Raw genomic sequence first — 13,758 nt, forward strand, 5'->3', positions numbered from 1 at the left:
CAAAAGGGAAAAAACAAAACCAGATAAACGTATATAAAAGAAAGATAAATCTCCTGCTTCTCAAAGTAATGAACTGAACACTATGTGTTATCATCGCAGAAAGGAATATTTGTTAATATGAAAATATAATAAATAGAAAAAAATTCTATTTTTACATATAAAATTCAATGATAAACTACCTTAAAAAGGTGTAAAGTACGGTGTTTTATAGACATCTTAATCTCATAACAGAGATAATAAAAACAACAGAACCAAAATAAAAATCGATTAATATCTTTCATCTGAACCAAGGCTCCATGTTTCATATCTTTATATCTTGCAAACTTCAGAGTTAAATCCTTCTCTTCATAATAATTTAATGTATGCTCTATTTTAGCATTCATAATAAAAACAAACTTATTAGCTAAAGAATACTTGTACATAAAATCATTATCAGTACCGTAGAATAATATTCTACTATTATACCCGGGGAATATTTCTTTCAAATACTCAAGTCGAATAGCCATACCACTATTAATAGCCGTTAAATATTTCGCGGAATATTTACCATATACAGTTTTTGAAAAATATCTACCTATAAAATAATACAGTTTTGCAGGACTGACCAACTGATTTCTATAATAAATCTGAGGTAAAAATAGATTCACATCTGGATATAGACAATCAAGAGTAAATAGCTCTTCAAAATAGCCAGAAGATATTAGAGAGTCATGATCAAATATAACCAAGAGCCCCTTATTGTCAACCTTTTTTATAACAAAATTATAAATATAAGATAACGGATAATTATTTCCATCTCCCCAAAAAGAAATAGCTACTCCTTCTAATTCATTTTCAAAAAGAGTTCTTTCATCTTCATTAAAGGAATTAGAGTTGTCCCATATCAATACCTCGCATTTATTAAGTATTAAATTTCTACACGAAAGTATTGACAAACAAGTTTCTGACTCAGTAATTTTTTTATTATAAAGAACAACTAAAATCTTATATTGCATAATATTTTAAAATTAAGAGATTATCCTACTTATAAAACAACTCTTCGAAAGTGCTTTCCCACAGTTTACTTACGTTATCCTTACTAAAATTGGCCATATGTTCAAAAGCATGTTCTGCCATTTTTTGCCTTTCCAACTGTTTTATCATTAACATTTCCAACTTGGAAGCATATCCATCTAAATCAAAAGGCTCAACTAATACTCCCGTAACGCCATCAATAATAATATCAGTTATTGAATTAAAACTATTAAAAGCAATGGGAACAACCTTATTTTGCATTGCCTCTAATAAAACCATAGGAAAACCTTCATACGAAGAAGTCAAACAAAGTATTGAAGCCTGTTCATAATACGATTTAGGATCACATTGGCCAGCAAAAACAACTCTATCCAAATTGTATCGTTTAACATATCTACGCATATACCCTTCTATTCCATCAGCCCCAACAAACACTAATTCCCAGTCAGGATATTTATGATACAATTTCTTCCAAATTTTCAACAATCTATCTGGCCGTTTTTCTGACAGATTAAAGCGGCCAACATATAGTATTTGTTTTTTCTTTATCAAATTAAAGGCTTCTTCATTAGTATAGACAAGAGGATTAGGAATACATCTCAATTTAGAAACATCACCTAAAGACAACGAAAGAAAATCATCAAAATATTTTTCAGACAATAAAACCACAAGATCGCTTCTATCAATCACAAATTTGAATAATTTTCTCAATTTAAAATACAACTTATTTTTCCCATAAACATAACGAAATGGGAATAAAAAAAGCTTGGCAAAATATGTAATCAACGCATTGAATGAGTATCCATTCCATAAAGGAAGTAAAGCAGAATGATAATAATTATATCCAGCTAAAGGGTTTGTATGTATAACAGAAACAACTTTCGTTTTTTTATTATTAACATCTAAATATAAATAAGAATACTTCTCTGCCCCATTTTGGTTTATAACAATATCAATATTATAGTCTTCTATGAAACGGTTATAGAAATTGATATTACTCGCAGAGTAAACATTCATATCAGGAAAATAAAACTGTTTTACGGGATATACAAAGTCACTATTCCGCCTTATATTATTCAAATAAAAAACTTCATATCCTTTTTTCAAAAAAATACGGGATAATATATCAGTAACCCTTTCGACTCCACCATTCATAGGAATGAATGGGACATGAAATACAAATAAGATTCGTTTTTTTACCATTAAGAATTAGAATTATTAATTTTATTTTCTTGTAAGCAATTTTACATAGCGACTTATTTTAGGAAAAATTAGACTAATTAGTATACGGAAATAAAGAGATGGGAAGAATCTAATTACATTAACGATCCCATATTTAAACATTATTAGCCTTAGAATATAAAGTGCATTTTTAGGAGAAATATGCACTTGTTTCAGGCCCTCATACAATAAACAGAGATTTAACTCAGTACAGCCATAAAAAAGAGTCCTCAACATTTTTTTCCTGTCATTTCTAAAGATATCATAAACAAAAGAAACTCTTATCAAGAAATCTGTTTTTTCCCATGAAGTATTTTTTTCCGTATCCTTTATTATTTGCCGGCACAACATTAAGCATTGGCCTTCACCTTTTATTTCCAAATATTTTAGAACTGTTATAAATGGAGCTATCATTGTTGTTAGCTCATTAAACCCACAATACAAATAACTACGCAAATAGGATAAGTTATAAACGCATACAGACATCCAAAAATGCATTGAATAATTTACATGAGAATGCATCTTAGCCAAAAAATCTGTATATTTATTCGTTTCAAAATCACTCAAAGAATTCAAGCAGATGGAAATTGCATTGGGATATTCTTTCACAGCATTTAAAACGGTATTCACTGCGTTAGGAAGTACCATATCATCGTCGGAAAGAGTCCAAACCCACTGAGTATCAGGATACTCAAGACAACGAGCATAATTAGCAGACATCCCAATATTCACTGCATTAACTACGATTTTCATTTTACTCAATTCTTCTAAAGAAAATAAAGCCTTTATATCATACGGACTATGATTATCTATTATCATAAGTTCGACTTCATCTGTCAATTGAGGTAAAATCGCACGAACTTGCTGCTGTATCTGTTTTCGTCTATTATAGGTCGGAATAGCAACTGTTAATAATCTATTTTGTTTCATAAATATGATTCTTGCTTAAAATATCAATGGATATAATTAATATCATGTCCAATTATTTCTAATTTTTTCAGAGGTATGCGTCTTTTTTCATACTCAACAAATAAAAAGTAGTAATACCTCATATTTGCTAAGATTAACTTTCTATCAATAAATGAAGTTACTTGAGAAGTAAAAAACTCTTTTATTGGTATGACTTTATTTATATATCTCTGCAAATTTTCACAGTATCTATTTTTCCGAATAGCATCCAAATGAAACCAAAAAAATCCACCGTATAATAGTTTATTCTTCCCCTTTTCAAAACGAAATACCTCATAGTAAAAATATCGATTGATACGCTTATCATAATGACTCCAAGGAATGTAGTATGTATCAGGCTTTATTTCAAAGAAAAGATGATCACCAACCCCATTGAAAGGAGTGCGTATTCCATTATCATTATTTCCTAAAGGTATTCCCCACTGTCCTTTTTTACAAAAAACATTTATACCAGAAATAGATAACATATTTTTTCTATTAGTTATCATTTTGAGCACATATCTTTCATAATTAGACATAATAAGCTTATTTATAGCCAACAATTGAGAAAAGGGAAGTATTTTATAAAAACGATTGCATAATACGATCCAATAATATGCAAAATATTCTTTTATCTTAATTTTCTGACGTCCGCAGTCCCTATATGCATCACAATATATTTTCATTTTCTCAGAGAAATAAATTTGGTCAGAATCAATTTTTACAGCAAAGCGATATGAAGCTTTTAATAAAGTATAATTGTAGTAATTTGACAACAAGCACATTGAATTTAATGGCATTTTCCTCACATTATCATATTCCTCTCGAGTCAGATTATGAGATATAATATAGGGCTCATAAAAGTAAACCTTGATCTTATTCGGATACTGAAGTCTTTTTCTTTCAATAATCTCTGGAGCATTATCATCACATGCCTGATAGGTTATTATTAACTCATCTAATGCATCTATACATGAATCAATACACAGTCCTACAAATTCAGCATCATTTTTTACTCTCAGTAAACCTGTAACACCTATAGGTCTCTCTCTTTTGAGAGAGGATAAATCTACCAGAAACTCAGAGGTATTATAATTCATTTTTTCTGAATATTAAGTTTAAAATATACTTTACTTCTTTGAATCCTAGCACATAGGATAAGCCTACATATACCACTGCTCCAACAAAAAAGCCAACAAACAATTGTAAATAACGATTTTCAAATATTAGAAATACAATTGAAATAGAAATTCCCATAAAAGTCGTTATAGCCAATATAGGAAACAACAATTTTAACTCTAACCAATAAGTGACCGAAACAACTTTCTTAACATAGTATATAATAATCAATGTATCAAGCACATTTGCTATAATGATGCCATAACATATAGCAGTAACACCATAAGGAAGAACTAATATCAGAATAATAAAAGATATTAATTTTCCACATATCTCAGCCTTAAGGGCTAAATCTGTTCGACCTTTGACCGCTAAAAGTTGCCAATTAAAAGTAGTAAAAGGGTAACACATATAGGCTATACACAATAGCGATAATATATTAGCAACAGGTAGCCACTCTTTTGTCAGTACTATTTCAACAAAAGGTCTTGATAAGATACAAAGTCCCATCATTAAAGGTAATACCACATACAGAGTCATCTTTAAATATCGAACAAACACTATTTTAAGTAATTCATTATCTGATTGGATTTCACATTGAATAGGATATAAAACGCGTGCTATTATAGATGATATATTCATAGATGGAAATGTAGCCAACGATTGTGAACGATTAAAATAGCCAACATCTACAGAAGCAAATCGACGACCAATAACTAAAGTATATATATTGCCAAATATAACATGTAATATCCCAACAACCAACAATTTAGAACCAAAAGAATATAAACTTTTAAAAGAAGACCAAGAAAATTTTAATCTCAATTTCCATCTAGAAGCAATCCAGTATAATAGTAAACAAAGAAGATTATTCAACAATGATTGACAGACCAAAGCCCAAACTCCATATCCCCACCAAGCAAGAATAACACCTATTATTCCACTTACAAAAACCGAAATAAAAGATATTTTTGCTTGTTTTTTAAAGTTCAACTCAATTACAAATTTCGATTGAGGGACAATATAAAATGCAGTTAAAATGATGTTAAGCCCAATCCATTTAGCTATTATCTCTAGTTTTGTCTCAGAATAAAATTCTGCAATATAAGATGATACAAAAAACAAAATTATGTAAATAAGAACAGAAACAATAAGGTTAAAATAAAAGACAGTATAAAAGTCTATTTCTTTCCTATCTTTTTTTTGAATTATTGCACTTGAGAAGCCACTATCTACGAATTGTTGAGCTACAGATAAAAAAATAGATAGCATTGCAATTAAACCATAATCAGACGGAGTGATTAATCTAGCAATGATTATACTTAAAACAAATTGTACACCTTGAGCAGAAAACCTTTCTATACCACTCCATAAAACAGCATTAACCTCCCTCTTTCTAGTCATTTTCTAAGACATCGACCCAATTAATAAAATATTTTACTTACAATAACCAATTAATCATCAACTCTACTCCACTTTCTTTCGATACCTTCGGCAGCCATCCCAAAATCCTTGTAGCTTTTTCAATATCCGCCACGAAAACCTTCTGATCACTCTCTCGCCAAGGTAATTGAGTATAGGTCATCTCAATATCAAGTTTATTCTCAAGCAAATCAAACAGTTCCAACAAAGAAAGACTATTTTCTATACCACCTCCAATATTAAACACCTCGCCATAGGCCTTGTCAATGTCCTTTGCTGTAAAATACAAATTCACAACATCCTCACCATGAAGAACATCACGGACCTGTTTACCGGTACCCGAGATTGTAAAAGGTTCTTGCAAAGTATGGTTCTTGATCTCCAGAGCTTTCTGACAGAACCAGCCAATCCACCCCTGATCGTAGGTAGCGTGCTGATTACTGCCGTACATGGAAGAATGGCGGAAAACAATCGTCTTTAAACCATAGATACGATGGAAGTCCAGCAGGTATTGATCGGCACAACCCTTCGAACAACCGTAAGGAGAGTGAAAATCCAAAGAAATCGATTCAGGAAAGCCATTAGGGTATTCTTCGCAAACATAACGGGTAGACTCTTCCCTGAAATGCAAATACTCAAAATCACCGTAAACCTTATTCGTCGAAGAATACAGGATTACAGAATCCGGAGAATACTTACGGACAGCATCCAGTAAATTGAATGTTCCCAAAGCATTTGTTTCGTAGTCCAACCGAGGATTGGAGATGGAGGTGGTCATCGCAACCTGGCCCGCCAAATGAAAAATATAATCCGGCTGCACCTCCTTTATTACCGTTTCGACATCGTTGGTATTGCGGGTATCATAAGGATAATATGTAAAGTCACCTTTCGTACGTAACCACTCAAGATTGGAACCACTCCCATAACGAAATAAATTGTCCAAGACAAAGAGTTCTTCACCTCTCTTCAGCACCTCCGCTGCAAGATTGCTCCCTATAAAACCGCATCCGCCGGTTATCAAATACTTCATAGTTATTGTTTTAAATAATCAGTTAGTCTTTTTTCGTTATCAAAATGGATATTGCATCCCGTTATTGATGATAGTTTAGCTATGGAGCATTTAAGATCCATAGCTTCATTCTCCCGATAGGGTAAAGCACCGTAATTCACATCCGATGACGAGTGAAGATATGCTTTACAATGCTCTATAATCTGTTTCAAAGAAATACTTTCTCCACTACTCACGTTCACAATCTCCCCAAGACATTTGAAATGGTTCTGTAAAAGGGATTCTATTGCACAAGCGAAGTCATCCACATAAATAAAATCTCTTTTCTGTTCACAGGGGGAAACATTCAAAGGAAGCCCGGATCTCAGTTGCCCGACAACATAGGGGATGAATTTATCCTTATTCTGAAGCGGACCAAACAAATTACCGGGTCGGACAACCATTATCGGAAAGCCATAATTCCGATACAACATCATGGATGTATTGGTTGTCAATTGCTTGACCAAGGCATACGGAGAGTTAGGACACTCACGGTCTTCCTCCCGAAAGGGAGATTGTTCAGAACCATACTCTTCAGAACTGCCGAACTGAACAAAAAGTTTCAACAAGGATTCTTCTTTGAAACGTTCATACAGATTGAGAAGGATCTTTAAGTTGGACGAAATTAGTTCATCAAACAAGGACATATTCCGCTCCGCCGTCACTATCGAAGCAAGATTTATGATATAATCAGGTGATGGTACATCCTGTGGGATACGTTGACTTACCAAATCCAGTTCCGTTGTTTCAATGGAGGGACAAGATGTAAAGAAGGGCTGATCAATATACTTATCAAATACATGCACATGATATTTTTGAGACAGATATTGTGCCAGGTTCTTGCCGATAAAGCCGCTCCCTCCAATCAGAAATACTGTTTCCATCTTATTTCTGTATAAAATTAACTATCTGGTCAACACAAACATCATATACCTCTTCTTTCCGGTATCTTTTATACCAGTCCACCGTCAACTCAACCGTCTGCTCAATATTCATCTTCGGTTCCCAACCTAAACGGAATTTTGCCTTCGAAATATCCAGCATTAACAACTTCGCTTCATGCAACGCATGCAGATCAGAAAGGTCACGAAGTTCACCGGAACCGTAATTATTCACTACTTCCGTAGCCACATCCCATACAGTAGAGATTGACTCGGCTCTCGGACCGAAGTTCCAGCCTTCACAATATCTCGTAGGATCACTCCACATCTTCTGCGCAAGCAGCATATAGCCACTCAGCGGTTCAAGTACATGCTGCCAGGGACGAATAGCTTTCGGACTTCGGATATCGATAGCCGCTCCAGATTCCAAAGCCTTGATGCAGTCCGGAATGATACGGTCTAAAGCCCAGTCTCCACCACCGATAACGTTACCAGCTCTTACACTGGCGATGGATTTTCCGTGTTTATCGTATTGCTCGGGGTGAAAGAAAGAGCGACGCCATGAAGCAATAGCAATCTCAGCGGCTCCCTTGCTACTGGAATAAGGGTCATAACCGCCCATAGGCTCGTTTTCACGATAGCCCCAGATTTGCTCTTTATTCTCGTAACATTTATCTGTGGTAATCATCACACCTACCTTCACGCTATCCGTAGAACGGACTGCCTCAAGAACATGGATTGTTCCCATTACATTGGTTTCGTAGGTTTCAACAGGGATGTCATAACTCAAGCGAACCAGAGGTTGGGCAGCAAGATGAAAAACAATCTCAGGTTGATATTCCTGAAAGATAGCCTTTATACGCTCACCATCGCGGATATCGGCACGAAGGTCGGCCTTAATTTTCTCGCCGATACCGGAAAGTACGAAATTGTCTCGAGCCGTAAAAGGGTCTTGGGCCACACCAATCACCTCGGCCCCCAATTCATGCAACCAGATGGAGAGCCAGCTACCTTTAAAACCGGTATGACCGGTGACAAGGACGCGTTTGCCCCGATAAAAATTATCAAATATATCAATTCCCATACGGCTTACCACACTTTCCAGGGAGCAACTCCCTGATCCCACATTTCATTCAATTCTGTATTGTCTCTCAGAGTATCCATCGGTTTCCAGAAACCCGTATGACGGAAAGCATGCATCCGACCCGCCTTGGCTATAGACTCAAGGGGCTGACGCTCAAAGATGGTGGAGTCACCCTCAGGGATATAATCGAACACTTCGGGTTCACACACAAAATAGCCCGCATTGATCCAATTACGGTCACCGTCGGGCTTCTCCTGGAAAGAGAGGACCTTGTCCGTATCGAGATCGAGCTGCAGGGCGCCGAACTTACCACCGGGTTTGTAGGCCGTAAGGGAAAGGAGGCAGCCCGAAGACTCGTGAGCCTTCAGGGTATCACCGATGTTCAGGTCGGTGACACCGTCACCATAGGTCAGCAGGAAACGTTCGTTCCCGAGATATTTCTGTACACGCCGGATACGCCCGCCCGTTTGGGTATTCAGCCCAGTATCGACCATCGTGACTTTCCAGTTCTCGGAATGGTTATCCAGAATGGTGGTCGTATTGTTGGAAAGGTCCACGGTCATATCGCTGTTATGACGGAAATAGTTGGCGAAATACTCCTTGATGATATATTGTTTATAACCGCAGCAGATCACGAAATCGTTGATGCCGTAATGGCTGTAGGTTTTCATGATATGCCAGAGGATGGGTTTACCACCGATCTCCACCATAGGTTTGGGGATCAGGTTAGTGGCTTCGCTCAGGCGGGTACCGAAGCCACCGGCTAAAATGACGGCTTTCATTATGCTTGACAGATTACTGAAGGTTAATAACCGGAAATTACTTGCGGGAAGAGACAAAGTCACGGATCGTACCGATCATGTGGTCGAGCATGACACGGGTCATGCCCGGATAGACACCGATCCAGAGGGTATGATTCATAACGTAATCAGTACCTTCCAGATTGCCGATTACGCGGTAGCCCTCACCCGTGGAGCGCATTTCATCAAAGGCGGGATGCTTCAGAAGATTGCCCGCAAACAGGTTGCGTGTCTGGATCTTCCTGCTCTCCAGGTGTTGGGAAAGGTCGTTACGGGTGAAGCCCGCATCTTCCTTCACCGAAATAAGGAAGCCGAACCAGCTCGGGTTGGAGTTCTTCTGCGCTTCGGGAAGGATAAGGCCAGATGTACCCGCAAGGCCTTCTTTCAGGTAGGCGAAATTTGACCGCCGGGCTTCGACAATGGAGTCCAGTTTCTCAAGCTGGGCACAGCCGATGGCGGCCTGCATATCGGTCACTTTCAGGTTATACCCGAAATGGGAATAAACATATTTATGGTCGTAACCTACCGGAAGGTCGCCGAACTGTTTGCTGAAACGATATTTGCACGTGTTGTCAACGCCCCCGATACACCAGCAGTCACGGCCCCAATCGCGGAAAGAGTTGACCAGTTTGTGCAGCAGAGGATCATCGGTATAGACAGCGCCCCCCTCTCCCATCGTCATGTGGTGCGGAGGATAGAAACTGCTCGTGCCGATATGGCCGATCGTACCTGTTTTCTTTTCCACACCGTCGATTGTATAAGTAGAGCCAAGGGCATCGCAATTATCCTCTACCAACCAGAGGTTATGTTTATCACAGAAATTTTTGACAGCCTGCAAATCAAACGGGTTACCCAAAGAGTGAGCAATCATTACCGCTTTAGTTTTGGGAGATAATGCGGCTTCCAGTTGAGTCACGTCAATATTGTACTCGGGGATGGTGACATCCACAAAAACAGGGACCGCACCATACTGGATGCAGGGGGTCACCGTTGTGGGAAAGCCGCAGGCTACCGTGATCACTTCATCGCCCCGCCTGATTCTGCGCTCACCCAACTGTGGTGAGGTCAGGGCCATAAAGGCGAGAAGGTTGGCCGAAGAGCCCGAATTGGTCAGGGAGCAATACTTCACACCCAGCCATTCGGCAAAACGGATTTCAAACTTCCGGGCCCAAGGACCGGCGGTCAGCCAGAAATCAAGGGAGGAGTCAACCAGATTCACCAGTTCGCGGTCATCGAAATAACGGCCGCCGTAGTTGACAAAACTCTTACCGGGTTCGAAAGAGCGGGAGGACCCGTGAACCTCTTTGTAGTATTCCCGGGTTAAATCGAGAATTTGTTGCTTGAGTGTTTCTTTCTTACTCATATAATGTATTGTTTATATCAAACTGTAATTCTATGTTATGTAACAGAGGATGTGTGTAGTCTTTACCACTCAATATAACCCGGTCTTGTGGTATCTTCCAGTCGATATTCAAATCCGGATCATTCCAGGCAATCGCCCCTTCAGCTTCCGGATGATAGAAATTATCACACTTGTATTGGAAGATGACCTCTTCGCTCAGCACACTAAAACCATGTGCGAAGCCACGCGGAATAAAAAACTGACGGTGATTGTCTTCTGTCAATTCAACCGAAACATGTTTTCCAAATGTGGGAGAACCTTTGCGGATATCGACAGCCACATCAAGAACTGCACCCTTGATTACCCGTACCAGTTTGCTTTGGGCAAAAGGAGGTTTCTGAAAATGGAGACCGCGAATGACACCGTAGCTCGATTTGGATTCATTGTCCTGAACAAAAGTCGTTTGACATACATTTGATTCGAACTCCCCCTGATTGAAGGATTCGAAAAAGTAGCCACGGTCATCCTGAAACAGACGGGGCTCAAGGATAACAAGACCTTCAATTGATGTTTTTATTATATTCATAGGAATAAAAATTCTACTTTATGGATAATTCATCGATAACTTTCAACAGATATTGTCCATATTGATTCTTCAGCATCGGACCTGCCAATGCTTTCATCTCTTCAGGAGAAATCCAGCCTTGCCTCAGGGCTATGCCTTCCAAACAGGCCACTTTCAATCCCTGACGTTTTTCAATAACCTCGATAAATGTACTTGCTTCGGACAAAGAATCATGAGTGCCTGTATCCAACCAGGCGAAACCCCGCCCTAAAAGCTGGACCTTCAGTTCCCGATCGGACAGGAACCGTTGATTGACCGTCGTGATTTCCAATTCTCCACGAGGGGAAGGCTGAATACTCTTGGCTACTTCCACCACTTTATTAGGATAGAAATAAAGACCCACAACGGCATAATTGGACTTAGGAACAGTAGGTTTCTCTTCGATACTGAGAACATTCCCAGCCTTGTCAAACTCAGCTACACCATAGCGTTCGGGATCGCTTACCCAATAACCAAAAACAGTGGCTTTGTTCTCTGATTCGGCTGTATGGACTGCTTCACGCAGCATACGGGTAAAACTTTGCCCATAAAAGATATTATCGCCAAGAACCAGACATACAGAATCACCACCTATAAACTTCTCACCAATAATAAATGCCTGTGCCAAGCCGTCGGGAGAAGGTTGCTCGGCGTACTCAAAACGCACTCCAAAGTCAGAGCCGTCACCCAGCAAACGTTGAAAGCCAGATAAATCGTATGGAGTGGAAATAATCAATATTTCACGAATCCCCGCCAACATGAGTACAGAGATAGGATAATAGATCATCGGCTTATCAAATATCGGAAGCAACTGCTTACTGACTCCTTTGGTGATCGGATATAAGCGAGTGCCCGAACCACCAGCCAAGACAATACCTTTCATCAATATACTTATTAAATTACTATACAAACATATCACTCCACCTCACTCCAAGGATACGGATTCTCTTGCACATCCTTCAGGCGTTCCATCACCTCACGCTCCTCTTCCGACAACTCCCTGTCTTGCCACGTACCGATGATAGCCTGAGCTTCCCGGGCCAATTCCTCGTCAAAAACCTCTCCGTAACAATAAACTAACAGTTGGACTTTCAACAGGGAGGCAGGCAGATGTTCCAATACATCCCAGCAACGATCCAGAATATGTTGAATACGTTCCTCCTTGTCACCGTTATTATAGAGAGTCGCATTATATCCCATCAGGAGCGACAGACACAACCGGGCCTCTTCTTCATCACTATCACCATGCTTGTCGTACAAAGCATTAGCCTGAGAAAAAACATCACGATTCAGACGGGTGAATTGATCACTGTAGATCGGCCGACCGTCCATGCCCAGATAGCAAAGTTCATGAGCAGAAGCATAAAGAGCGGAGATTTCTGATTCTAAATAGTTCATATCTTGTTATGTTATTTTTCGGTGATAGGTTCGACCAATGAAGGATGGACAAAAGTGGTGGCGACAGCCATGACTCCTTCAATGGTGACTACGACACGACGGTCATTGCGGACACGGACAAACTCGCCCTCCACCCCCTCGAAAAGCCCCCCGGTGATACGCACACGGGTACCCTTGCGGATGTTCAACTCGGAAGGTTCGAAATAAAGCAGGGATTCATCATAATTCGAAGAGACCGCCATGAAATTACGCATTTGGGAATCAGGAACGATGATGGGACGATGGTATTCACGGTCCATAATGTAACGGATAGGAAGCGTGGTGCCCTTACTCTCTTTGATGGCATCGATACAACTGCGCGAGGAACGGACAAAAACCAGATTATGAACCGCAGGAACAAGCTTACGGACCCGACGCTCGTTTTTAATGGTATATTCGTAGTGCATGGGGATGAAATTCTCTATCCCCTCCGAATTGAGGTACTCCTGCAAAGCCAGTTCACGCCCGTAAGTGATACGCAAGGCATACCAGTTCAAAGCGGAAGAAGACAGGAGGGATTGAGAACGCTCCATCGAAGATTCGATAGATGCGGATGTTGTCATGTCGTTCACGTCAGGATGTTCTTTGGGGACACCGGAGTAGCGAAGCATACCTCCCGGTCAAGTTATGTAATGCGGATTTTAATGAGAAATTCAGTGCATCCATGTTATTTAATGACCCTCCACTATCACAGAAGGAGAGGCAGAAAATAGTTATTTATTATAATAGCTTTTAAACGAGGGTATTGAAAACAAAAAGTGTTTCAATAGACGTTCGTTTAAAAACACATGATTTTTGTATATAAATCAGAAGAGAACAGAAAACAAAATCAGACAGA

The 13,758-nt window shown here is 38.9% G+C and carries 14 protein-coding genes; all 14 read right to left on the bottom strand.

The annotated features are described in order from the left end of the window. Positions 1-164: 164 nt before the first annotated feature. From ISX59_RS10740 to upfY, 14 genes are read right to left on the bottom strand one after another with little or no spacing between them, the layout of a single operon-like run. Positions 165-995, bottom strand: coding sequence for a hypothetical protein (locus tag ISX59_RS10740; protein ID WP_050550839.1), 831 nt, complete (start codon positions 993-995; stop codon positions 165-167). 25 nt (positions 996-1,020) lie between these two features. After that, positions 1,021-2,217 (bottom strand): glycosyltransferase, encoded by a 1,197-nt coding sequence (locus ISX59_RS10745; protein ID WP_032542653.1) that lies wholly within the window; start codon positions 2,215-2,217, stop codon positions 1,021-1,023. 21 nt (positions 2,218-2,238) lie between these two features. Further along, positions 2,239-3,165 (bottom strand): glycosyltransferase family 2 protein, encoded by a 927-nt coding sequence (locus ISX59_RS10750; protein ID WP_032542652.1) that lies wholly within the window; start codon positions 3,163-3,165, stop codon positions 2,239-2,241. Positions 3,166-3,188: 23 nt separating this feature from the next. Then, on the bottom strand, positions 3,189-4,283 hold the full coding sequence (locus ISX59_RS10755; protein WP_032542650.1) for a hypothetical protein: 1,095 nt from the start codon (positions 4,281-4,283) through the stop codon (positions 3,189-3,191). Further along, positions 4,273-5,706 carry a lipopolysaccharide biosynthesis protein gene (locus ISX59_RS10760; protein ID WP_032542649.1) on the bottom strand — a complete coding sequence of 478 codons (1,434 nt, stop codon included), beginning with the start codon at positions 5,704-5,706 and terminating at the stop codon, positions 4,273-4,275. Before ISX59_RS10760 ends, ISX59_RS10755 begins: the two co-directional genes overlap by 11 nt. Positions 5,707-5,743: 37 nt before the next feature. Then, positions 5,744-6,754, bottom strand: coding sequence for a GDP-mannose 4,6-dehydratase (locus tag ISX59_RS10765; RefSeq protein WP_032542648.1), 1,011 nt, complete (start codon positions 6,752-6,754; stop codon positions 5,744-5,746). A gap of 2 nt (positions 6,755-6,756) precedes the next feature. Continuing rightward, a complete protein-coding gene (locus ISX59_RS10770; protein WP_032542647.1) occupies positions 6,757-7,656 on the bottom strand; it encodes an NAD(P)-dependent oxidoreductase in 900 nt (299 codons plus the stop codon). A gap of 1 nt (position 7,657) precedes the next feature. Then, positions 7,658-8,737, bottom strand: a complete 1,080-nt coding sequence (rfbG, locus tag ISX59_RS10775; protein WP_032542656.1) for a CDP-glucose 4,6-dehydratase — start codon at positions 8,735-8,737, stop codon at positions 7,658-7,660. Between the two features lie 5 nt (positions 8,738-8,742). After that, complete coding sequence (rfbF, locus tag ISX59_RS10780) at positions 8,743-9,519, bottom strand: glucose-1-phosphate cytidylyltransferase (protein WP_005781149.1); 777 nt, start codon at positions 9,517-9,519, stop codon at positions 8,743-8,745. A gap of 37 nt (positions 9,520-9,556) precedes the next feature. Beyond that, complete coding sequence (rfbH, locus tag ISX59_RS10785; RefSeq protein WP_032542646.1) at positions 9,557-10,900, bottom strand: lipopolysaccharide biosynthesis protein RfbH; 1,344 nt, start codon at positions 10,898-10,900, stop codon at positions 9,557-9,559. Beyond that, positions 10,893-11,465, bottom strand: a complete 573-nt coding sequence (gene rfbC, locus ISX59_RS10790) for a dTDP-4-dehydrorhamnose 3,5-epimerase (protein WP_005793441.1) — start codon at positions 11,463-11,465, stop codon at positions 10,893-10,895. Before rfbC ends, rfbH begins: the two co-directional genes overlap by 8 nt. A gap of 13 nt (positions 11,466-11,478) precedes the next feature. Further along, positions 11,479-12,366 (bottom strand): glucose-1-phosphate thymidylyltransferase RfbA, encoded by an 888-nt coding sequence (gene rfbA / locus ISX59_RS10795; RefSeq protein ID WP_032542645.1) that lies wholly within the window; start codon positions 12,364-12,366, stop codon positions 11,479-11,481. A 32-nt stretch (positions 12,367-12,398) separates the two neighbouring features. Then, a complete protein-coding gene (locus ISX59_RS10800) occupies positions 12,399-12,881 on the bottom strand; it encodes a UpxZ family transcription anti-terminator antagonist (protein WP_032542644.1) in 483 nt (160 codons plus the stop codon). A gap of 11 nt (positions 12,882-12,892) precedes the next feature. Continuing rightward, entirely contained in the window at positions 12,893-13,453 is a 561-nt protein-coding gene (upfY, locus tag ISX59_RS10805) for a capsular polysaccharide transcription antiterminator UpfY (protein ID WP_080720219.1), read from the bottom strand. Between the last annotated feature and the right edge of the window lie 305 nt (positions 13,454-13,758).

This window comes from Bacteroides sp. FSHCM14E1 (assembly GCF_019633785.1).
GTDB lineage: Bacteria > Bacteroidota > Bacteroidia > Bacteroidales > Bacteroidaceae > Bacteroides > Bacteroides hominis.